The sequence below is a fragment of the Nonomuraea glycinis genome, from assembly GCF_035920485.1.
Classification (GTDB): Bacteria; Actinomycetota; Actinomycetes; order Streptosporangiales; family Streptosporangiaceae; genus Nonomuraea; species Nonomuraea glycinis.
In genome coordinates this window covers 5518462-5540979 of sequence record NZ_CP109166.1, presented here as the reverse complement: position 1 = coordinate 5540979, position 22518 = coordinate 5518462, and the positions used below count along the sequence as shown (strand labels likewise).

The 22518-nt window shown below is 70.9% G+C and carries 20 protein-coding genes and 1 tRNA gene; 6 read left to right on the top strand and 15 right to left on the bottom strand.

The features are described from left to right. Position 1 precedes the first annotated feature (1 nt). Positions 2-3841 (bottom strand): hypothetical protein, encoded by a 3840-nt coding sequence (locus OHA68_RS26085; RefSeq protein WP_327102578.1) that lies wholly within the window; start codon positions 3839-3841, stop codon positions 2-4. 129 nt (positions 3842-3970) lie between these two features. Between OHA68_RS26085 and OHA68_RS26080 the strand changes: the two genes are divergently transcribed. Both OHA68_RS26080 and OHA68_RS26075 read left to right on the top strand, forming a co-directional pair. After that, positions 3971-4516, top strand: coding sequence for a hypothetical protein (locus OHA68_RS26080; protein ID WP_327102577.1), 546 nt, complete (start codon positions 3971-3973; stop codon positions 4514-4516). Positions 4517-4598: 82 nt separating this feature from the next. After that, on the top strand, positions 4599-4757 hold the full coding sequence (locus OHA68_RS26075) for a hypothetical protein (protein ID WP_327102576.1): 159 nt from the start codon (positions 4599-4601) through the stop codon (positions 4755-4757). Between the two features lie 19 nt (positions 4758-4776). Here the strand turns inward: OHA68_RS26075 and OHA68_RS26070 are convergent, their stop codons facing one another. Further along, entirely contained in the window at positions 4777-6132 is a 1356-nt protein-coding gene (locus OHA68_RS26070) for a helix-turn-helix transcriptional regulator (protein WP_327102575.1), read from the bottom strand. A 217-nt stretch (positions 6133-6349) separates the two neighbouring features. On the opposite strand from OHA68_RS26070, the gene OHA68_RS26065 reads away from it, so the two are divergent. After that, a complete protein-coding gene (locus OHA68_RS26065) occupies positions 6350-6862 on the top strand; it encodes an ATP-binding protein (protein WP_327102574.1) in 513 nt (170 codons plus the stop codon). Here the strand turns inward: OHA68_RS26065 and OHA68_RS26060 are convergent. After that, the gene (locus tag OHA68_RS26060) at positions 6859-7362 is read right to left on the bottom strand and encodes a DinB family protein (protein WP_327102573.1); all 504 of its coding nucleotides are present in this window, start codon (positions 7360-7362) and stop codon (positions 6859-6861) included. The two genes, OHA68_RS26065 and OHA68_RS26060, sit on opposite strands and share 4 nt — an antisense overlap. Before the next feature lie 41 nt (positions 7363-7403). On the opposite strand from OHA68_RS26060, the gene OHA68_RS26055 reads away from it, so the two are divergent. Together OHA68_RS26055 and OHA68_RS26050 are read left to right on the top strand one after the other, a co-directional pair. After that, positions 7404-7784, top strand: coding sequence for a hypothetical protein (locus tag OHA68_RS26055; RefSeq protein ID WP_327102572.1), 381 nt, complete (start codon positions 7404-7406; stop codon positions 7782-7784). Positions 7785-7863: 79 nt separating this feature from the next. Then, entirely contained in the window at positions 7864-8535 is a 672-nt protein-coding gene (locus OHA68_RS26050; protein ID WP_189139484.1) for a DUF6766 family protein, read from the top strand. Here the strand turns inward: OHA68_RS26050 and OHA68_RS26045 are convergent. Continuing rightward, positions 8460-9305, bottom strand: a complete 846-nt coding sequence (locus tag OHA68_RS26045; protein ID WP_327102571.1) for a 1-aminocyclopropane-1-carboxylate deaminase/D-cysteine desulfhydrase — start codon at positions 9303-9305, stop codon at positions 8460-8462. The two genes, OHA68_RS26050 and OHA68_RS26045, sit on opposite strands and share 76 nt — an antisense overlap. A 73-nt stretch (positions 9306-9378) precedes the next feature. Between OHA68_RS26045 and galK the strand changes: the two genes are divergently transcribed. Further along, entirely contained in the window at positions 9379-10494 is a 1116-nt protein-coding gene (gene galK / locus OHA68_RS26040) for a galactokinase (RefSeq protein ID WP_327102570.1), read from the top strand. Positions 10495-10537: 43 nt separating this feature from the next. On the opposite strand, the gene OHA68_RS26035 is transcribed toward galK, so the two are convergent. From OHA68_RS26035 to OHA68_RS25985, 11 genes are all read right to left on the bottom strand, one after another. Further along, positions 10538-11311: an enoyl-CoA hydratase-related protein gene (locus tag OHA68_RS26035; RefSeq protein WP_327102569.1), complete on the bottom strand. Its 774-nt coding sequence runs from the start codon at positions 11309-11311 to the stop codon at positions 10538-10540. 38 nt (positions 11312-11349) lie between these two features. Beyond that, positions 11350-12483: a nitric oxide synthase oxygenase gene (locus OHA68_RS26030; protein WP_327102568.1), complete on the bottom strand. Its 1134-nt coding sequence runs from the start codon at positions 12481-12483 to the stop codon at positions 11350-11352. A 309-nt stretch (positions 12484-12792) separates the two neighbouring features. Then, positions 12793-13734: a LysR family transcriptional regulator gene (locus tag OHA68_RS26025; RefSeq protein WP_327102567.1), complete on the bottom strand. Its 942-nt coding sequence runs from the start codon at positions 13732-13734 to the stop codon at positions 12793-12795. A gap of 179 nt (positions 13735-13913) precedes the next feature. Beyond that, positions 13914-15452, bottom strand: coding sequence for an AMP-binding protein (locus tag OHA68_RS26020; protein ID WP_327102566.1), 1539 nt, complete (start codon positions 15450-15452; stop codon positions 13914-13916). 48 nt (positions 15453-15500) lie between these two features. Further along, the gene (locus OHA68_RS26015; RefSeq protein WP_327102565.1) at positions 15501-16034 is read right to left on the bottom strand and encodes a cupin domain-containing protein; all 534 of its coding nucleotides are present in this window, start codon (positions 16032-16034) and stop codon (positions 15501-15503) included. Positions 16035-16060: 26 nt separating this feature from the next. After that, entirely contained in the window at positions 16061-16999 is a 939-nt protein-coding gene (locus OHA68_RS26010; protein WP_327102564.1) for a fumarylacetoacetate hydrolase family protein, read from the bottom strand. A gap of 46 nt (positions 17000-17045) precedes the next feature. Next, positions 17046-18422, bottom strand: coding sequence for an MFS transporter (locus OHA68_RS26005; RefSeq protein WP_327102563.1), 1377 nt, complete (start codon positions 18420-18422; stop codon positions 17046-17048). A gap of 81 nt (positions 18423-18503) precedes the next feature. Next, complete coding sequence (locus tag OHA68_RS26000) at positions 18504-19940, bottom strand: amidohydrolase family protein (RefSeq protein WP_327102562.1); 1437 nt, start codon at positions 19938-19940, stop codon at positions 18504-18506. Next, entirely contained in the window at positions 19930-20916 is a 987-nt protein-coding gene (locus OHA68_RS25995) for an SMP-30/gluconolactonase/LRE family protein (protein WP_327102561.1), read from the bottom strand. Before OHA68_RS25995 ends, OHA68_RS26000 begins: the two co-directional genes overlap by 11 nt. A gap of 100 nt (positions 20917-21016) precedes the next feature. Further along, the gene (locus OHA68_RS25990; RefSeq protein WP_327102560.1) at positions 21017-21946 is read right to left on the bottom strand and encodes an SDR family oxidoreductase; all 930 of its coding nucleotides are present in this window, start codon (positions 21944-21946) and stop codon (positions 21017-21019) included. Between the two features lie 425 nt (positions 21947-22371). After that, positions 22372-22446 (bottom strand) — tRNA-Asn (locus OHA68_RS25985). Positions 22447-22518 lie beyond the last annotated feature (72 nt).

Here is a 22518-nt window from a genome sequence, read left to right as displayed (position 1 = left end):
ATCACAGCTTGGTCAGGAGGGCCTCCGCCTCGGCGGCGTACAGGTCGTCGCCGGTCGCGACCGCCTGCTCCAGCAGGTGGCGGGCGGCCGGGAGGTCGCCGTGCTCGTAGCGGATCTCCCCCAGCCGGCAGGCGGCCTCGGCGACGAGCTCCGGCCGGCCCGTCAGGTTCAGCGTCAGCTCGTAGAAGCGCAGCGCCCCGTCCCGGTCGCCCAGCCAGTAACACAACTCGCCGAGGTGCGCCGCCGCCATGGCCGACTCCGGATCGCCCGCGTCGATGACCCGCTGGTACCAGCCGAGCGCCTCGGGGAAGTCCCGCTCGCCCTTGGCCAGCGCGCCCAGGTGCATGGCCGCCACCGCCGCGACGTGCCCCTCGGCCGCCGTCACCGCCCTGAGGTACCAGACGCGGGCGCGCAGCCCGTCCTCCTCGTGGAAGGTGTTGCCGAGCCCCACCATCGCCCTGGCCGCCAGGTCGGCGTCGCCCGCCTCCAGCACCTGCTCGTACACCTGCCGGGCCTCCTCCACCTGGCCGTCGCCGGCCAGCGCCTGCGCCAGCACGGTGAGCGCGGTCGGCTCGCCGCCCGCGGCCGCCGCGCGCAGGGTGCGCAGCGACGCCTCCGTGTCGCCCCGCTCCTCCTGCAGCAGGCCGAGCAGGCTGCCGAACACGCCGTCGTCACCTGCCCGCTGCTCGGCCACGCTGTAGAACGCCGCCGTCTCGCCCTGCTCGTCCAGCAGCTCCAGCAGCCTGCCCGCGGCGACGAACCGCACGTCGGGGTCCTCGTGCTCGTTCAGCCGCTCGTACACCGCCCTGGCCTCGCCGGTCTCCCCCAGCTCGGCCAGCCGCCCGGCGGCCTCCAGCTCGATGTACGGATCCGCGCCGGCGAGCCCGAAGTAGAGGGGCACGGCGGCCGGGTCGGTGCAGAGCCCGCCGAGCCGGCGGGCCGGTTCGGCGGCGTCGGCGCCCAGGTGGGACAGGATCCGCACGGCGAGTGCGTGCTCGCCGCCTTCGCAGGCGTGCCCGGCGAGGATCACCAGGTTGGCGGCGGCCGTCCCCGCCTCCTCCGACTCCGGCCGCGCCCGCACCGCCGCCGCGAACGCCTCCGCCGCCCCCAGCGGGTCACCGTCCTCGTGCAGCCAGCAGCCCAGGTCGAGGGCCGACCGGGCGGCGGCGTCCGGATCGTCTTCGGCCATCACCAGCCTCGCCTGCTCGGCCGCGGCCGCGGCGTCCCCCGTATCGCGCAGCGCCAGGGCCAGGTCGCCGCGGATGGACGGCACGGCGTCGGCGTAACCGGCCGCGAGCGCCTCGCGGAACCTCAGCACCGCGCCGTCCAGGTCGCCGGCGGCCCGGCACGCCTCGCCCCACGACCAGTGCCCCATGGCCACGGTCTCCGGGTCGCCGCTGCCGACGGCCTGCCCGGCCCAGCCGGGGACGGCTTCGTGCGCCTCGTGCCGTACCAGATGGACGAGCAGGTGGCGCAAACTCTCCAGATCCTCCGCCGCCACCCCGGACTCCAGCGCCCGCCGCGCCGCCGCCACGTCGCCGCGCTCCTCCAGCACCTCGGCGAGGTCCACGGCGGCGGCCGGCATCGCGGCTTCCAGCGCCTCCACCGCCCCATCCAGGTCGCCCCGGAGCCTGCGCGCCACCCCGATCCCGCGCCAGGCCGACTCGGCGCTCTCCGCCTCGCGCGTGGCGGGCAGCAGACACAGCTCGGCCCTGGAGTGCTCGCCCTGATCGACGAGCTGCTCCCCCAGCCCGATCCGCGCCTGCCCCGCCGTCCCGTGCTCGGGATCGTCGCCGGGCAGCAGGTCGAACGCCGCCCGCGCCTCCTCGACCTCGTCGAGCCGGACCCGGGTGAGGCCGAAGAGCCAGTCGCCGCCCGCGGTGTCACCCTCGGCGACGAGCCGCTCGTGCAGCCGCCCGATCGCCAGCAGGTCACCCTGCCGCTCCAGCACCCGCACCAGGCCGGCCACCGCCGCCCTGCGCAGCCCCTCATGCTCAGTGTTCAGCGCCTCACCGTAGGCGGCCCGCGCCTCGCCGTCGGTGGCTTGCGCCTCGGTGGGGTCGCCGCCGCCGACCAGCTCCGCCAGCTCGTACGCCACCCATGGCGCGAGCACCGGGTGGCCGTCGGCGCGCGCCCGGCGCAGCAGCCCGATCGCCTCGTCGCGCCGGCCGTGGCCGAGAAGGAGTTCCTTGTACGACACCGCCGCGTAGGACAGGGCCAGCGGGTCGCCGGAGTCGGCGGCCGACTCGAAGAGCCGGGCCGCCTCCGCCAGGTCGTACCCGGCCGCCGCCAGCAGCTGGGCGAGGACGGCGGCGCCCGTGGCCGGGTCGTGGTCCATCGCGGCGCGGTGGCGGATCAGCCCCTCCTGCCGGCCCAGCCGCTGGTGATCGACGATCGCCCGCAGCACCGGATGCCCCTCGGAGGTGCGCAGCAGGTGCAGGAGGAAGGCGGCGGTGAAGCCCTGGGCCACGTCGTCGCCCTGCGCGACGTAGGAGAGCAGCTCGTCGGCCTGCTCCCGGTCCCCCTCGCCGATCTCCAGCTCGGCCAGCGCCACCGTGGCCCTGATCGACTGGGCGTGCGCGCCGGAGTCGACGGCCCGGCGCAGTAACCGCCTGGCCTCCGCCACCTCCCCGGCCCGCAGGCGCGCCAGCCCGCTGTCGGCGTCCTGAAGCGCCTGCTCCTCCACGGGGTCGGCCAGCGGCTGCCGGCGCGCGTCCTGGTCGAGCAGCAGCGCCGCCTTGTACGCGGTGTCGGGGTCGGGGTGCGCGGCCGCCGCCCTGACCAGCTCCATCGCGGGCTCGTACGACGAGGGGTGCTGGTCCAGCAGCAGCGCCAGGAGGGTGACGCAGGGCGACGCCCACGGCGACTCCCCCGCCTCCAGTACGGCGCGCAACGCGGTCAGGGCCTGGGCCGCCTCGCCCGCCTCGGTGTGCAGCTGGGCCAGGCAGGCGTGCGCCTCGACGGCGTACTCGCGCTGGCCGCTGGCGATCACCCGGTGGAAGATCGCCCTGGTCGTCTCCTCGTCGCCGAGCTGGGCGTGCACCTTGGCCTGCTCCAGGAGCGCGGGCAGGCGCAGCTCGGGCCGCGGGTCCTCGGCCGCCCTGGCGTAGGCGTCGGCCGCCTCGGCGTACTCGCCCAGGTTCACCAGCACGGCGCCGAGCAGCTTGTACGCCATGGCCAGGTGGTCGGGGTGCCCCACGGCGACCGCGTGCTCGCACACCTGGCGGGCCGCCTCGTAGTCCTCCTCCTCGGCGTACAACCGGTAGAGCTGGAACGCCGACTGCGACACCACCTCGGGGTCGCCGCAGGTGAGCAGCCGCCGGTAGTCCTCCTCGTCCTCGGCCACCTCGTACAGTTCGGCCGCCGTGGCGGCGGTGAGGAAGGCGAAGTCCGGCAGCTCCAGCTGGGCGGCCAGCTCCGCGACGGCGGGGCTGGCACAGCGGCGCGCCCGTCTCAGCGCCGCCTCGGCGCCCGCCGCGTCGCCCAGCTCCGTGCAGACCAGCACCATCGCCGTGTCGGCCAGCGCCGCCACCTCGAAGTCCGCGCCATCGGCCGCGATGCTCAGCACCCGGTGCGCCGCGGGCCATTCACAGGCGCTGACCAGCATCAACGCCATCGCGATGGCCGAACGCTGCGCGAACACCGGGTCGTCGGACTGGATCACCGACCGGTGCGCGGCCTCGGCCCCGTCCAGGTCGCCCATGTCCTGCAGCAGACAGGCCAGCAGGTGTGACGCCTCGGGGTCCCCGGTGGCCGCGATCTCCCGGAACAGCGCGGCGGCCCCGTCGAGATCTCCCGCTTCCCAACTCAGCATGGCCGGCCCGAGCCGCTCTGACGACATGTGCCACTCCTCGTATAGCTGAAGTGAAAAAACTACACATATGGATACTTCGATCACAGAGCAATCCGGATACTGCTTGATCGCGGGTGCCCCGGCGCGAGGAGCGGGCCGCGCCGTAGCGTAGACCTCATGGCCAAAGCGTTCTGGATCGACCAGGAGTTCGACAGGGACCGTGACGGGCGCTTCTCCGTACACGTACGCAAGAATCTCGACGAGTTCGAGTGGGGCGACATCGCGCCCGTCAGGTTCGCCTGCGCGGCGTGGCGGCTCGCCACGCCGCCGTCGCTGTCACCCGGCTATGTGCGCTGGGACCGGCGGGTCCTGGAGGCCACCTGCGTCCGCAACACCTGGGACGGCACGCTCAACGCGCGCATCCGGGTCGCCTCCCCACTGCCCGCGCCGCTCACCGACTCCCGGACGTGGTGGCGGGACCGCGGCTGGCTCGGCTGGCAGGAGGTCTTCGGCCAGTACGTCGAGCCCACCCAGCAGGACCTGGCCCGGCACCCGTTCGTACGAGCCAGCCTCCTCATCGACGTCCCGGTGCCCCTCGGCGACCTCCCCCCGGAGCCGGAAGGCCCGCACGACCAGGTGGAGCAGAGCGCCGAACGAGCGGTCACAGTCCTGGTACGCGAGCTGAACGACCTGGTCACCCCTGTGCTCGACCAACTCGGCTAGGACACCTCTTTCCGGCGGTCACGGCGGCCCGGCCGGATGAACGTCGATCCAAACGCTCCGAACCCTGGGAAAGCAGGACGTCGTGACAGATTTGATCTCCGGCCTGACCCGCCTACGTCAGTGGGCCGAGCACAATCCGCTGCCCGACGACGAACCGGGCGGCATCGACGACCTCACCGAAGAGATGCAACATTTCTCCGTACACCGTGCGGAGGCGACTCACCTCCTCCTGGAGGAATAGCACCCGAGTTGACGTGGATTCAGGAGGCCAACTGCCGGTCGAGGTAGGCGCGGAACTCCCGCACCTGAACGGTGCTCTCGTACGGCTTCAGCCGCTTGTCGAACTGCCGGATGCTCTCGACAAGACGTGTCGAAGCAAAGGAACCGGCTATGGGGACGGCGGCTCGGACGCGGTCAACGGCCTGCTCCATCTCGCCTTTCCCCAGGTAGGCGTTGGCGGCGGCGAGCTGGTTGAGCTGCGCCGAGCGGGGACGGGAGACGGCGAAGTCCCGGGTTACGCCCTCCGCGCAGTCCGCCGCCCGGTCGTGCGCTCCGAGAAGGTGCCAGGTGGCCCCCACCTCCGCACGCAGCTCAGGCTCCTCATACTTGGTGATCCAATGCGGATCACGATCGGTCCTGCCGTGCGCGTACGCGTCCTCGGCCTCGCCGATCAGCCGCTTGATCCGCTCGGCGGCATAGGTGTCGCCGGTCTGGGCCGGGCGGGCTCGTAGCGCTGCGCTCCAGGCCTCCCTGATCAGCATCAGCGCCATGACCCGGGGTGACGCCCCGCCCTTTCGTGCGCTCTCGACCGTCGCGCGGCCGAGCATGGCGGCGTACTGAGGCTGCCCGAGGTGAATCGCCTGGCGGGTCATCGCCGTCAGCACCCGCGCTCCCGCCAGCGGATCATCGGCGATCTTCGCCAGCTTGAGCGCCTGCCCGTAGTAATGCTGCGCCTGCCCGTGGTGACCCGCGTCGAACGACGTCCAGCCGACGAACGAGATCATCCCAGCGGCGGCGGCCAGCAGCTCGGCTCCGACCGCGTGGTCGTAGGTGCCGCGCAGCAGCGGCGCGACGGTGGTGTTCAAGTAGTCCACCACGGCGGGCCGGGCCACCCGGCTGCCATAAAGGTGATCGATCTGGCTGAACATGCGCCAGCTCTCGTTGATCCGCCTGACGTCCGACAGCCCCACCGCACGACCCGCCCCTTGGCCTGCCGCCGACCCGACCGCCGGACCGTAACTCCATTCGGACAACCAGCCGTCGAGCGCGGCGGGGACGAAGGGCAGGGTGGCCAGCAGATGGCGTCGTTCGAGGTCCAATTCGCCCCTCCACAGCTTCGCGGCGGATTTCACCGTAGCCGCGATGGTCATGTCGCTGAAGTCCGGCAACGGCCATACCTCGGTGCCGACCGGGTCCGAACATTGCAGCCACCGCTCCACCTCGGCCCCACCCACGCCGAACACCTGGGCGATCCGCGCCCGATACACCGGCCGCACATCCTGCGCGCCCCGCTCCCACCGGCTCAACGTCGTCGGCGTCACCAGCAACGCCTCGGCGGCCTCCTCCTGGCTCATCCCCAGCCGCTTACGCGCCCGTACCAACTCAGGCCGCCCCACAACCCCACCACCCAACGTTGAGCAACCGTACGAACACTCATTGTCGATGATCGAGCCCCGACCAGGCCCACCACAAGCCAGAACGACCAGAAGACGACCAGCGACCCGGCCGACCCGGCACGACCGGACGAACGCCGACGCGAAGGTCTGCCAGCACCCACCCCGCCACCGTTTCCTTCTCCTACGGCCACACCGACGAAACGGAGCCCGATCCCCCATGACCTCGACCGACAACGTGCACGCGCTCGTCCCCCGGCAACGCGCTCAGAGCCCGATCAAACCCGAACACGTCGACGCGATGATCGCCCTGTACCCCGGCGGCCTCCGCTGGCGGCGCACCTTCCCCGGCGCTCCCGACCAGATCCCGCACGCCCGGTACTTCGCCCGCTACCTCCTGGCCGACTCCCCCCACCGGGACGACGCCGAGCTCATCGTCGCCGAGCTCGCCACCAACGCCCTCCAGCACAGCAGCAGCGGAGGCCCGCACGGCACCTTCGTCGTCGAGATCACCCGCACCATCGCCGCCATCACCCTGGCCGTCTACGACTGCGGCTGGGGCCCCACCCCGCGCTTCGCCAGACGCTGCCGCACGAACGCGGAGCACGGGCGGGGCCTGGCCATCGTCGCCGCCATCGCCGACCAGACCGGCCACGAGGGCAACGACACCATCGGCCACAAGGTCTGGGCACGTATCCACACCCAGACCATGGTCAAGGGCGACGGCGGCTAGGCGCCTGTGGTGCCGTCGATCAGTTCGCGCAAGATGTCAAGGTGGCCGTTGTGGCGGGCGGTCTCCTCGGTCATGTGGCCGATCACCCAGCGCAGGGTGAGATGGCCGCCCTTGCTGTCCTTGCCCTTCGACAGGGTGTCCAGGTCAATGCCGGCGATGCGCTCCCGGACCCGCTCGCACTGCGCCTCGTACTCCACCAGGAGGCGTCCCAGCGGCATCGTCAGCGCGACCTTGAACTCGGCGTCGGGGTCCTCGTCGGTCCACGGCCCCCGGTCCTCGTCCCCCAGGAACATCACCTCGAACCACCAGTGCTCGTTCCAGCGCAGGTGGTTGACGATGCCGGCCACCGTCATCAGCGGCGAGGTGTCCAGCGGCGCCCGTCGAGCGTCCTCGCTGCTCAGCCCCTCGCATTTGGCGAGCACCGTCGCGCGGACGTAGTCGTGGAATGTGGCCAGTGTGGTGCGCTCGTCCCAGGAGGTCGGCGTGTCGGTCCTCTTCACCGCACCAGCATGCCCGATCACCGAATGGGTAGCAGAATCGCATGCGGCTCTCTTTCGCTGTCGCGCTCGCCACCGTCCTGGTCGCCGGCTGCTCGGTCGACACGGCGGGCCCGGCACGCGCCGCGGAGCGGTTCCACGCCGCCCTCGCCGCCCAGCGGCCGGACGCCGCCTGCGCCCTGCTCGCGAAGCGGACCGCCGACAAGCTGCCCGATCCCGGCCAGAGCTGCGCCGAGGCGCTGCGTGAGCTCGATCTGGGCGCCGGCGGCGGCGTCTCCGAGGTGAGCGTCTGGGGCGACGAGGCCCAGGTGCGACTCGCGGGCGACACCCTGTTCCTGCATCACTACCGCGACGGCTGGCGGGTCAAGGCCGCCGGTTGCCGTCCGGTGCGCGATCTGCCCTACGACTGTGAGGTGGAGAGCTGATGCGGGTGATGTTCGCGCTGACCGTGCTCGTGATCGTGTCCGGCCTGGTCTTCGTCTTCGTGATCGGACTTTCGCGGCTATGAGCCGGATCAAGGACAACGCGCTCTCGTTGACCTTCCTGGTGCTGTTCCTGCTCTCCTTGGCGGGTCAGGCGCTGGCGGGGATGCTGCACTACAACGAGCAGCAGCTTGTCGAAGGCGGGGAAGCGGTCTCCTTTCTCACGTACGTGACCTCGTCCTCCTTCGCCGTGGACGTGGCGGAGAACTGGCAGTCGGAGTATCTGCAGTTCCTGCTGTTCATCATGCTCACCATCTGGATGGTGCAGCGAGGCTCGCCGGAGTCGAAGGAGCCTGGCAGGGAAGGGGCCGAGTCCGACGAGGAGCAGCGGATCGGCCCTTACGCCGAGGCCGACTCGCCCGCGTGGGCCAGGGTGAAGGGCTGGCGGCTCAGGCTCTACAGCAACTCGCTGGGGCTGGCCATGGGGACCGTATTCCTGCTGTCGTGGCTGGCGCAGTCGGTCGCGGGGCAGGCGGCGTACAACTCCGAGCGGCTCGCCGACCTGCGCGACCCCATCGGCTGGAGTGCGTACGTCACTTCGCCGGAATTCTGGGACAGAAGCCTGCAGAACTGGCAGTCGGAGCTGCTGGCGGTGCTGTCGATGGTGGTGCTCTCCATCTATCTGCGCCAGCGCGGCTCGCCCGAGTCCAAGCCGGTGGGGGCGCCGCACTCGGCGACGGACGTCAGCGGCTGACCGGTGACGACGGCGACGATCCGGGTGCCGCCGGGGAAGGCGCCCTGCCGTACGAGGTCGAGAATGCCGTACAGCATCTTCGCCACATACACCCCCTCCACCTGATATTTCGCGATAAATCGCTGCAAAGCGGGTGTTGTGCGGGCGTAGCCGCCGAAGTGGTAGTCGAGGTTGATCGACCAGTTCGACCAGACCCGCCCGTACGCCTCCCGCTGCAACCTGGCCACCTCCCCCGCCAGGAACCCGGCCCCCTTCAGCACCGCGAACCCGAGCGCCCGCCTCCCCTCGGGCAGCCCCGCCGCGATCCCGGCCAGCGTCCCCCCGGTGCCCACCGGACAGCAGATCACGTCGTAGTCCCCGCCGAGCTCCCCCGGCAGCTCGGCGCACCCGCGCACGGCCGCCGCGTTGCTCCCGCCCTCGGGCAGGATCGTCACGTCCCCCCACCGCTCCCGCAGCCGCGCCTGCGTCTCGGGCGTGTGCTTGAGCCGGTACGCCGCCCGATCCAGATAGTCGAGCCGCATCCCGCAGGCCACGGCGTGGGCCAGCGACGGGTTCAGCGGCAGGTGCTCCTCGCCGCGGATCACCCCGATGGTCTCGAACCCGTGCCGCAGGCCCGCCGCCGCCACGGCCCTGATGTGGCCGGAGTAGGCGCCGCCGAAGGTGAGGATCCGGGCGGGGCCGAGGTTGTAGCGGAGTTTGCGCGCCTTGTTGTCGTCATGCACCAGGAAGACCCGTACAGAGCCGAGCGCGGGATCCAGCAGCTCCTCCACAGTCCTCCTCGTGCCGTCGCACCGCCTGTTGGCGCTAGTCTACGGTCGGGCCCTTGTTGAGGAGTGTTGGGTTATGCGCGTTGTTGAAGCTTTTCGTGCCGCGTTCGGCGCCGACCCCGAGACCGTCTGGCGCGCTCCCGGCCGGGTGAACCTGATCGGCGAGCACACCGACTACAACGACGGCTTCGTGCTGCCGTTCGCGGTCCCGTGGGGTGTCACGGCCGCCGTCAGCCCGCGCCCGGACCAGACGATCCGCCTGCTGTCCCTCCAGGGCTCCACCACCGAGCCCATCACCCTGGCCACCCGCGAGGAGGCCACGGGCTGGACCCGCTATGCGGTCGGCGTGCTGGCCATGCTCGGCCACCGGGTGCGCGGGGCCGACATCGCCCTCGACGGCGACGTGCCGCAGGGCGCCGGCCTCAGCTCCAGCGCCGCCCTGGAGGTGTCCGTCGCCTCGGCGCTCAACGAGCTGCACGACCTCGGCCTGACCCCCATGGAGATCGCGCTGCTCAGCCAGCGCGCCGAGAACGACTTCGTCGGCATGCCCTGCGGCATCATGGACCAGGCCGCCTCGGCGCTGTGCGAGGAGGGCCACGCGCTGTTCCTCGACTGCCGCACTCTGGGCTCCCGCTCCATCCCGCTCGACCTGGCCGCGCACGATCTGCGCATCCTCATCATCGACACGCAGGTGCACCACGAGCACGCCGGCGGCGAGTACGCCAAGCGCCGGGCGGAGTGCGAGTCGGCGGCCCGCAAGCTGGGCGTCGACGCGCTGCGCGACGTCACCGACCTGGCGGGCGCGCTGGAGCGGCTGCAGGGCGACGAGCGTAAGCGGGTCATGCACGTGGTGACGGAGAGCCACCGGGTGGAGGCCCTGGTCGGGCTGCTGCGCGCGGGCGCCACGCGCGAGATCGGCGCGCTGCTGAACGCCTCGCACCTGTCGCTGCGCGACCAGTACGAGGTGTCCTCGCCGGAGCTGGACGTGGCCGTGGAGGCGGCCGTGCGCGGCGGCGCGCGGGGCGCCCGGATGACGGGCGGCGGCTTCGGCGGGTCCGCGATCGCCCTGGTCGACGAGGACCGGCTGGACAGCGTGCGCGAGTCCGTCGCCGCCGCCTACGCCGAACGCTCCTGGACGCCGCCCCGCTTCCTGCCCGCCACCCCGGCCAAGGGCGCCCACCGCCTGTCCTGACCTCTCACCGCGACGAAGGGCACGCCCCCGCCGACCGGTCGGCTCAGAGCGGCGGGAAGTCGGGGTCGCGGCGCTCCAGGAAGCTCGCCACGCCCTCGGCGAAGTCGGGGCGCTGGAAGGACGCGAGCATCTCCTGGGTGGCGGCCTTGGCCGACTCCTCAAGGGTCGTCGTCCAGTCGGACCACACCTGGCGCTTGATGATGGACATCGACGTCGGCGAGCTGTACTGGGCCAGCTCCCCGGCGTAGGACCGGGCGGCCTCCAGAAGTTCGCCGGCCGGCACGGCCCGGTTGGCGAGGGACAGCTCCACGGCCTCCTTCCCGGTGAAGGTCCGGCCCGACAGCAGCAGGTCCATGGCCTTCTGCTGACCCATGACGCGCGGCAGGACCCACGACAGGCCGTACTCCGCGATGAGCCCGCGCCGGGCGAAGGCGGTGGTCCACTTGGCCTCTTCGGAGGTGAAGACAAGGTCGCAGACCAGGGCGTGCACCATGCCGAGCCCGGCGCACGCGCCGTTGACGGCGGCGATGATCGGCTTGCCGATCGTGGTGGGGAAGGTGGCGGGCCGGGGGTCCGGCGGCTCGGCGTAGGTCCCCGCCTGGATCGAGGTCAGCGCCTCGAAGTCCGCGCCGGCGCAGAAGCCCTTGCCCGCCCCGGTCACCACGACGGCTCGCACCTCGGGATCGCGCTCCGCCTCGGTCAGAAGGTCGAAGTATCTGCGCCCCATGGCGTCGGTCCAGGCGTTGAGCCGGTCCGGGCGGTTGAAGGTGAGGGTCAGCACGCCTCGGTCGAGCGAGGAGAGTACGAGTTCGGCCATGGGGCAACAGAACCATGTTCTAGGAGGGACACGCAAGCTCAGTGACCCGGCACGAAGTTGGGGGTGAGGGTGGGGTTGTCGTAGGAGCGGTGGAAGACGGGGGTCGCGCCGCCCGAGATGGGCGGGACGATCCACGACCACTCCGCCGGGCAGGTACGGCCCGCCTTCTCCTCGCGCTCCAGGTGGGTCAGGAACCGGCCGGACTCCGTGTGGTGGTCCGTCATCGTCACCCCCGCCGCCTCGAACGAGTGCAGCACCGCCACGTTCAGCTCCACCAGCGCGTGGTCGCGCCAGAGCGAGCGCTCGGTGGAGGTGTCCAGGCCGAGCCGCTCGGCGACCACGGGAAGCTGGTCATAGCGGTCGGTGTCCGCGAGGTTGCGCGCGCCGATCTCGGCCCCCATGTACCAGCCGTTGAACGGCGCGCACGGATAACAGACGCCGCCGATCTCCAGGCACATGCCGGAGATCGCGGGCACCGCGTGCCAGCGCAGCCCGAGCTCGGCGAACCACGGATACACCGGATGCACGATCGGCACCTCCAGCACCGCGTCACCCGGCAGATTGCACAGCAGCGGCCCGCCCAAACCGGGATCGATGATCAGCGGCAACACGTCGAACCGCCCCAGCCCGCCCCGCCACCCCAACTCCCGGGCCAGCGCGGTCAGCTCGGCCTGACGAGGGTCGCCGATGACCGAACCACCTCTGGTCCGATGCCCGGCATAGCGGATGAGCTGCTCGTTCAGCACCCGCGGCGCCCGCCGACCGGGCACGTCGGGCGGAAAGACAGTGATCGTCGGCCTGATCTTGCCGTCACCGGTGGCCTCCCGCAGATGCGCGACGCACTCCAGAGCCACCCCCTCCGCACCGGCGACGTCCCGCCGATCGCGCACCCGCAGCGACTTCCAGTAGAGACGGCCGATGCAGCGATTGCTGTTCCGCCAGGCCACCCGGGCGCCGAACTGCAACTCCTCGAAGGTGTGCACGTAGGTTCCGTGGCGGGCGATGTCCCTGCCCACATCACGCAGGCGCGCGTGCATCCCGCCCTCGGACGGATGCTCGCCGTGGAAGAGCCTGATGAAGCGCTCCGCCTCACGAAGGTCGGTCGTACGCTCGATGACGCCGGGCAGAGCCAGGGCATCGAAGGGACGCAGGGATCTGATCCAGGTAGGCACGCAGCAACCAGCACTTTTCGCTTCACGGAGCACCCCGCCGATTCCGGGTCGGCGACATCCTCCTGTCGGCGGCGCCCTCTCCACGCCACCTCGTCAGCTTGTCCGCGGCTGCCGCGCCGGCCATGGGGCTGACCGACGCGGCGACCCCCATCCTTAACCCTCGAAGCCCCGCTTGTCCGGCGAAACATCAAAGTGTGTGACCTTGTGACTACATGGAGTGAAACCCACGCCAGGCGGCAAGCTGCCCATGCCCAGGGGATGCCATGAACGATCTTGTCGGTGGAGATGTCCCACCCAAAGACATGGGCTTCACCGATCCACCGGCGGGTGCGCTCGCCGATCGGGCCCGGTCGATGTACGGAGTTCGGTGAGCTCGCCGAGTCGAAGCCGGGCCATCTCGATGACGGCCCGCACGGCGGGCGAGGGCTGACGTCCCGCGCGGGTCACCGCCACGAGCCGCCGCTCCAGCACAGGCGCGAACGCCACGGCAGTGAGGATGCCCGCGTCCAGGTCGTTCCGGACGAAGGTGTACGGCAGGACGGAGCAGTACTCACCCCGCGCCACGAGATCCCTGACCATGTGGATGGAGTCGGTTCGAGAACCGATGTCATCCGAGGCCTGCCCCAGCTCCACGCTCGCGCGCAGGAGATCGCGGAAGCCCGGGGTCAGGACCAGCCGAAGGGACTGCAGCACACTCGGGGTGACGTGGTCTCCGATGCCGGAGAGCGTGCCCTGCTTCGCGACGAGCAGCATCTCGTCGAGACCGACTTCGGTGAAGGACAGATGCGGGTTCGCGTGACCCGGCTGATGAGTGAAGATGCCGAGGTCCAAGCGCCCTTCCTCGACCCATTCCGTGAGGAACATCGGCAAGCCCTCGACGATCTCGACGCGGGCCTGCGGATGCTCCTCGGCGAACCTCCCCTGCAGGTAGCCCGCCAGCCCGGAGACGAGCGACGGCGACAGGCCGAGCCGCACGGTTCCCACCAGCGACGCGGCCGCCTCCCGAACCGCCGACCTGATGTCGTCCACGTAGGTGAGGAGGGTCTGGGCCATCTCATCCAGGCGGGCGCCCGCGAACGTCGGACGGACGCCATCGGGAAGCCGCACGAGTAGCTCGACGCCCAGCTCACGCTCGAGCGCCTGGATCTGCTTGCTGAGAGCGGGCTGGCCGATGTGCAGCTTGCGGGCCGCGCGACTGAAACTTCCCTCGCGGACGATCGTCGAGAAGTGCTGGATCTGCCGGATGTCCATCGCATCACCCCGTACCCGACCGATCGGCCGCGCCGACGTTCCCGGCAGGAGCGTCGCACGATCGCACCTCAGACCGTATAACAGACGTATTCCCTCAGGGAATGCCGCTGGGGCCCGGCAGACCCGGGACGCGATGGAACGACCGACGGTTCGGGCGGGTCAGTGGCGCGGCACGGCGCTCACCTGCGCCGCAGTAGGAAGCGCTGGATCTTGCCGCTCGGCGTCTTCGGCAGCGCCTCGACGAAGTGGATGACACGAGGGTAGGCGTGCCGCGAATACGTGTCCCGGACGAGGGACTGGAGTTCCCTGGCCAGCGCGTCGCGCGTTTCCGGCGAGGCGCTCGTGACGACGAACGCCTCGACGACCTCCCCGCGGATGCCCTCCGGGTCCGGCCCGCCGACCACGGCGACGTCGGTGACCGCGGGGTGGGTGATCAACACGCTCTCGACGTCGAAGGGACCGATGCGGTATCCCGAGGCAAGGATGACGTCGTCGTCGCGGGCACTGAAGAAGAAGTACCCGTCCTCGTCCACGCGGCCGGTGTCGCCGGTCAGGTACCACCGTCCGGCCCCGGTGAAGCGATCGGCCGTGCTCTCCGGCGCGTCCTGGTAGCCGCCGAACCAGAACAGCGGACTCGCGGGCGCGTCGACGGCGATCTGACCGTCGACGATCCCGGCGACGACGCCGGGCAGGGGATGTCCCATCGAGCCCGCCCGGATCGGCCGCACGACGTCGTCATGCCAGTGGTTGCCGATCGCCATGCCCAACTCGGTCTGGCCGTAGTGGTCCCCGATCGGGACTCCGAACGTCGTCTCACCCCACCCCACCACGTCCGGGGTGAGCGGCTCTCCGGCCGACGAGGCCCGCCGCAGCGGGATCCGCCCGGCCGTCGCCGCCTTCATCATCGCCCGGTACACGGTCGGGGCACCGGCGAAGTTGGTGACGCCGAACCGCCGCATCACCGCTGCCGTCGATTCCGGGGTGAACGCCCCGCGGAACAACAGGCTGGCCCGCCCGCCTGCCATCGACGCGACGATGCCGTAGTAGAGCCCGTAGGCCCAGCCCGGATCCGCCGCGTTCCAATAGACGTCCTCCGCCCGCACGTCGAGCCCGTAGTGCAGGTAGCTGTGGAAGGCGGTGAGCGCCCGCACGGGGACGACGACCCCTTTCGGGCTCCCGGTCGTGCCGCTGGTGTAGAGCTGCAGGAAGGCCCCGTCGCCGCCGACGGTCTCGGACGTGGTCGACGGGGCGCTGTCGGTGACGAGCCGGTCGAAGTCCGCGCCGGTCTCGAGCACGTCGACGCCCTTGAGGGAGTCCAGCTTCGCCCGCTGCCCGGGCTCGGTGATGATCAGGCTCGCGCTCGCGCTCTCGACCCGCAGGCGGATCGCGCCGTCCGCGAAGGCCGTGAACAGCGGCACGTACACCGCACCCAGCCGCCAGAGCGCCAGCAGCGCGACGACGAGTTCGGGCCGCTTGGACATCAGGACCGCCACCCGGTCCTCGCGCTGCACCCCCCGGTCCGCGAGGGCCGTCGCGAGGCGCCGGGACCGGTCGGCGAGTTCACCGTAGGTCATCGCCGACCCGTACAGGTCCTCGTCCACGAACCGGAACGCGACGGCGTCCGGGTCGTGGCGGTCGCACAGCAGGATCGCGACGTTCGCTTCGGGCGAGGCGTACCGGCTCAGCCAGCGCTCGACGGTGTCATCGATGTCCGACATGGACTCCTCCTCCAGTGGGGTGGTGCAGGACGCCGACCGGGCTTGGCGTCATTCGGGATCGCCGCCGCCCTGCGGCATGGGCGACACCCGTCCGCCCAACGCTGACAGGTCCTCGCCAAGGGTGACGCCCCCGACATGGACGGGCAGCGCGTCGATCAGCACGAACAGCACCCGTACCGGCTCGTCGCCCCGCGCGACCCAGGAGTGCATGGTGCCCCGCTGGATCAGGAAGTCGCCCGCGGTCAGCCGTTCGACGACCTCACCGCTGTCGAGGACCATGTCGAGCCGGCCCGAGAGCACCAGGGCGACGTCCTGTGTCTCGGTGCGATGCATGTTCGTGTGCTCGGCCTCCGCCGGGTCGAACTCCGCGACGCGGAAGAGCACGCGAGAGCCCTTGGGACCCGGGGCTCCGTCGTCGAACCGGTCCTCGTCGTTGCTGGCGGGGAGTTGCCCCGTGCACCACACGACCCGCGCCTCGTACCCGGGCAGGCGCGGTGTCGAGCCGACGATCTCGTCCGACCTGACGACGGCCTTCCCGTCCACGGAGTGGCCGGTCACGACCCGCCGGAATGTGAAACCCACCTAGGTGTCCTTCCTGATCGGCATGGTCAGCCGTCGGCTCGCAGCGGGATCACGTCGATCCCCTGCGTCACGGTCTGCCGGGTCTCGCCCAGCCCCACCCCACTGAGGCTCACCACGTCTCCCGCCCGCAGCCAGCGCTTGAAATCCGCCAGCCCGGGGGTGTCGACGTGTTCGAGCAGGCAGCCGCCGGGAACCGTGCCGGACCCGATCACCGCCCCGGGCGTGAGGTCGGTCCCCCGCGAGATGTAGGCGAGGAGTTCGCCGAAGGTCCAGTCCATCTGGGCGAGGGTGCCGCGGGTCAGCTCCTCGCCGTTGACCGTCGCGGACAGCTCGAGCATCAGACGTCCGTCGCGGCGGTACGGCTCGAGCTCGTCGACGGTGACCAGCGCCGGCCCCAGCGTGATGGCGCTGTCCTTGCTCTTGGCCATCCCGATGCCCTGGGCCATGTCCACGACCTGGTGGTCGCGCGCGGTCCAGTCGTTGTAGAGGGTGAAGCCGGCGATGTGCTCCTCGGCCCGGTCCGGGTGCAGGTCGCGGCCACCCCGCCCGATCACGGCGCCCAGCTCCAGCTCGAGGTCGAACATCGTGGAACCCGGCGAGATCGGGACGTCATCGTACGGCCCGACGATCGCGTCCGCGTTGGCGAAGTAGAAGGCCGGGCTCCGCGACCACACCTCGGCCAGCTCGACGTCCCGGCCGAGTGCCCGGTAGCACCCGCGAAGGTGGTCGAGGAAGCACAGCCCGTCCCGTACCGACGGCGGACGACGGAGCGGGGCGAGCAGCCGGACCTCGGCCAGCTCGCGGACCTCCGCAGGCGCGCGCCACGCGTCCTCTCCCGCCTCGGTGAGACCGCCGCTCGCCAGCAGCCCTTCCAGGGTCGTGCCCGCGGCGAGCCCTCGGACGGATCCGCCGTCGAGCACGCCGGTGCGGACGCCGTCGCCTGCCTCGTAGGTAACCCACTTCATGACATCTCTCCCTCGAATCCGAGCTCCGCACGCCGGGACCGCCCGCTCATCCGGTCTCCGCCGCGACGCCGATGGCCGCGGGGGCACCGGCCTTCGAGAAGCCCTGGGTCGGGCGGGCTCCTCGGCCGAGGTAGATGCGGACCCGCAGGACGACGAAGGCGGCGACGATCGTCAGGCCGCACGCGACCAGCACGACGTACATCGGCGCCCCGTGACCGACGCTCGCCACCAGCCACACCAGGATGAGGTTGAGGAAGCCGCCGAGCACCGCGATGACGATGTTGTACGGCACCGAGTAGCCGGTCTGCCGCACCTCGGTGGGGAAGATCACCGAGACCATGCCCGGGACGGAGGCCGGGATCCCGCCGGCCGTCAGCGCCGCGGGCAGGTGGATCCACACGGCGAGTCCGGAATCCGGAGGCAGAGTGGGAAGGACCACCAGCAGCAGCACCGCAGTCGCCGCGGTCGACAGTCCGGCCCAGAGCAGCATCCGGCTCCAGCCGTACCGGTCGGCGACGTAACCCCAGGCGGGCATGGACGCCATCGCACCCGCGATCGAGACCAGGCTGATGACCAGCGACGTCGTCGAGGAGTAGCCGAGGACCGTCTGCAGGTAGGTCGGCCAGTAGTTGAAGTAGGTGACGTTCACCAGCGTCAGGGCGACGGCGAGGAGTCCTGCGTACAGGACCGCGCGGCGATGCGTGCTGAGCACCTCACGGACCGGAGCGGCCGGACGCCTGCCCTCTTCCAGGGTCTCGCGCACGAACGCGGGCGTCTCGTCGATCCTGCGTCGCAGGTAGATCGACACGACGCCGAGCAGGCCGCCGGCGATGAACGGAAGGCGCCACGCGAGCGAGGGCAGGTCCGGCGTCAGCTGCGTCGCCACGAGGCCGGCCGCGAATGCCGCACCCGCGCCGAGCAGGAATCCGCTGTACGCCGTCATCTGCTGGAACGCGCCCGCCCGCGCGACGCCGTTCGGCCGGGCGTGCTCGGTGACGAAGACCGCGGCCGCGGGGAGTTCCCCACCCACCGCACAGCCTTGGGCGACCCGCAGCAGCAACAGCAGCACCGGCGCGGGCCAGCCGATCTGGTCGTAGGTCGGCAGCAGCCCGATGAGCAGCGTGGAAACAGACATGACGACCACGGTCAGGATGAACAGCCGCTTCCGTCCGACCCGGTCGGCGACCCTGGCGATGAGGATCCCGGCGATCGGCCTGATCAGGAGACCGGTCGAGTAGATGGCGAGGGTCTGGACCAGCCTCATCGTCGGCGACATGCCCGCCGGGAAGAAAGCCTGGCCGATCAAGGTCGTCAGATAGAGGTAGACGACGAAGTCGTAGTATTCGAGCGCGGCGCCCAGCGACCCCAGGCGGATGTTCCGCCTGGCCCTCCGTTCGGCCTCGGCCGACGATGATTGGCTCATGATGAAGGCATCCTTGGTGAGCTCGTGGCGATGGGACACACCGCAGCGCACGAGACGATGGAGCGGATTCAGCCTGCTTCGCTAGTCGTCGAAGTCGACGGCGGCGTGGGGCCAGTTCACTGCGTTGATCAGGTAGTCGTGGGACTCCTGCACCCGGCGCCGGACCTCGCCCAGGTCGACGCCGATCAGGCGGCCGTCCCACTTGACGACACGGCCGTTCACCAGCACGGCGGTGACGGACTCGACCCCGGCGCCCTGCACGATCGAGGCCGGCACGTTGTTCCGGGGGAAAAGATGCGGCGCCGACGTGTCGACGAGGATGACGTCGGCCTTCTTGCCCGGGGTCAGGGAGCCCGCGACGTCCCCCACCCCGCAGTTGTCCGCGCCCTGCTGCGTGGCGGACTGCAGGATCTCCCGCAGCGTCGCCGAAACGCTCCCGGAACGGTGCTGGTCGACTCGCTGCATCAGGTAGAGCGCGCGCATCTCGGCGAACATGTCGATCGCGTAGGTCATCGGATTGTCATTGCTCAGGCCCGGCCGTAGCCCCTGCTCGACCCATTCGTTGTACGGAATCCGGCCGTATCGGAACTGGGACTCGATACGGGGGCACACATTGACCTGCGCCCCGTTGTCGATCACGATCTGGCGTTGCTCAGGGGAGAGGAAATTGGCGTGATTGATCGCCTCCCGGCCATCGAGGGATCCCTTCGCGTACAACTGCGCGAGGTCCTGCTTCTCGATTCCGCTGTCGAAGGAGAACCATAGATCGAGGTCTTTGCGGACAGGCAGGAGATCGGTGAGGTCGTCGAAACCGGTCGCGAACAGACGCATCGAGCACAGGTCGTCGTCGCCACGGAAGTACCGGTCCCGCAGCCGCCGGGCATCTCCCGGGAACGTGCCGGCCCAGGCGCCCGCGCGGGGGCGTCCGATGGCGTGCACACCCCGGATCCCGGACGCGAGGAGCGCCTCGACCCCGGCATCCGAGTGCTCGGGCGAGCGGGCGTTGTGCATGTTGTCGACGACCGTGGTGATCCCCCCGTTGAGTGCGGCCAGCAGGGTGTTCAGCGTGCCCGCGTAGATGTCCTCAGGCCGGCACGCCGGAGCGAATGCCCGATGGGCGGCGTACATGTAGCTGCGGCCCGAGACCGGGGCCCCACCGATGGCGTCTTCGGTCGTCTGGGGGATGTTCTCCGGGATGATCCGGCCGAGTGACCCCTCCCAGCAGTGGATGTGCGGGTCACAGAAGCCCGGCATGACGATGTGGTCACGCGCGTCGATGACGACCGCCTCCGGCGCGGAGATCGAGGCCCCTACCTCGGCGATACGGTCCCCGACGATCAGCACGTCGCCGACGGCGAAGTCGCCCACGTCACTGTCCATCGACAGCACCGATCCCCCTCGCAGGAGAATCCGCTGGGGCGTCGGCTCCGCCGGACCCCGGGCGGCGTGCCGCTCAAGGAGGGCCTCGAGACGGCGCTCGGCGGACGGATCCGGTCGCGCATTCTCCTCAGCGCTCATCGAACCTCGATTCCACGATGTGCGGGCCGAGCGCCAGGCGCCTAGCCTTCGACGTCGGCGTCGCTCGGGGTCGCCCGGCGGGCTGCAACGAACTCGATGCCAGCGGCACGTCCACGCGCCGCGAGATCAGCATCGAGTCGCGGGTGTGCGCCCGTTCATGCTTGAGCTGGTTCGGCGACACCGTCAGGAACAGGGTGCGACCGTCGACTCCGCCGAGCGCGACGGCGTAGACGCCGAGACCGTCGACCACCACCTCGTCGAGCACCTCGCCGCCCTCGGCAACGCGCAGCGCCCGGCGGTGGGTGGGGTCGGCGACCCAGATCGCCCTCTCCTCGTCGCGCTCGGTCAGACCGTCGGCGGCAACGTCCGCCGCCCTCAGCCGGGTGAGCCCGTCGCCGTCGGGCTCCTCCCCGAACTTCGCCCACAGCCGCCGGTTGACCAGGGAACCGTCGCTCGTGACGTCGAACGCCGCGATCCGGCTTGCGAAGGTCTCGGCGACGACCAGGGTCTCCCCGTCGCAGATCGCGCCGTTCGGAAAGGCCAGCCCCTCGGCCACAACCGTCGCCGTGCCGTCGGTGCCGACCCGAATCAGGGGTGCCGGCGCGTACTGCGCCCCGTTGGTCAGGTCGAACCCGAAACAGCCGACCCAGCAGCGGCCCTGGGCGTCGACCGCCATGTCGTTGATCTCGCCCGCGGCCAGACCGTTGAGGTCGGCGTGGGTGACCAGGGTGCCGTCAGCCTCCTTGCGCAGGATGCGGTTGTCGAGCATCGAGACGACCAGCAGCCGCCCGTCGGGCAGAAACCCCAGGCCCGACGGCTGGCCCTCGACGGTGGCCTCGACACGCTGGTCGGAGCCGTCCTCGAGGGCGCTGACGACTTCGTAGGCGTAGCAGTCGGTGACCCACACCCGTTCCCCTCGCCAGCGTGCTCCCGCGAGGAAGGACCGCTCACCCAGAATGGTCTGGAATCCGGTCATGTCCGTGCCTCCGTTCGATCGGGTTTCGGTCAGCTCGCATCGCCGGCGGGCACGATCTCCATCGCGCTGCGTCACGCACGGGTCCCCGGCGGCGTCGGGATCACCCCCACTTGCCGCCCGGGCCGGGCGCGAAGTAGTGGCCCTGGTCCAGGTCCTCGAGCAGGCCCGGCTCGCGCGGCGCCCAGCCCGTCAGCTCGCGGGTGAGGGCGCTCGAGGTCGGGCCGTCGATGCGAAGGAACATCGCGAGGAAACCGAAGTGCTCGTCGACCTGCTCGGCCGGGATCGAGCGCACCGGGACGTCGAGGTGGCGTCCGATGGCCTCGGCGATGTCACGCACCGGGATGCCCTCGTCGGCCACGGCGTGCAGCATGGATCCCGCCGGTGCCGCCTCGATCGCCAGCCGGAACAGGCGCGCGGCGTCGCGGACGTGCACCGTCGGCCAGCGCGATGCCCCGTCGCCCGGGTAGCCGGAGACCCCCTGCTTGCGGGCGATGTCGATGAGGCTGGAAACGAACCCGCCGTCGCCCTCGCCGTGGACGGTCGGCGACAGACGCACGACCGACGGCCGCAGCCCGTGCTCGGCGAGAGCGAAGACGGCGTCGTTCGGAGGATTGCGCGCTTCGCTCACTCCGCCCGGGGCGGGCAGGGCACGCTCGGTGGCGCGGGCCACCCCGTCCTGCGCGAGCCCGAGGATGCCCGCGGCGATGGTGATCGCCCCGCCGGACGGCAGCCCCGACCCCAGGGCCTCGATCGCGGCGACGTCCGACGCGACGGCCTCGTCGAAGCGCCCGGCGAAGGCGATGTCGTGCCGGAAGGCGAGGTGAACGACGGCGTCGGCCGCCGCAGCCGCCTCGCGCAGCACGTCGAGGTCCTCGATCGACCCGCGGACGACCGTGGCGCCCTGCGCCTCGACGGCGGCGGCCGACGCGTCGGACCGGGCAAGCCCGGTGACCTCGTGCCCCGCTCCGATGAGCTCGGGGACGACCGCGGAGCCGACCCATCCCGACGCACCGGTGACGAACACGCGCATGGTAATTACCTCCAGTGAGGATGTCAGCGACAGCCGTGGGCAGTGCACGCTGATATGACCAGGATTCGACGGATTCATGGGAACGCCGCCTGATCTCGCAGAGCGGTCGGTGATCCGTGAGAGCGCCGTACGGACCGTTGGCACGACGCTAACAGCAGTCCGATCCGTGCCCCAAATACCTATTTGGCACGGCACATATTCCTGCCAGGAATGGGTTCGCCCAGCGCCGGTGGTACGTCAGGCCGAGCCAGGGTGCGTGGATTGACCAGCCGCCCCGGGCTGTTCCCCTGGCCGGCACGGGCGGCAACGGCTGGCGGGACGGCCAGGGGGCCGGTGGGCGACGAAGCGCCGACAGGGGTGCTGGGCGACAGCACCCCGGACAGCACGAAGGCCCTCTCCCGTAATCAGGAGAGGGCCTTCTGTAATGGCTCCCGCGAGAGGACTCGAACCTCTAACCTGCCGGTTAACAGCCGGCTGCTCTGCCGTTGAGCTACGCGGGATCGTACGATGGCGCTGATCGGCGGGGGTTTGGCCCCGTCCGTCGTGCGCAGGAATAGATTAGCGCACTCGCG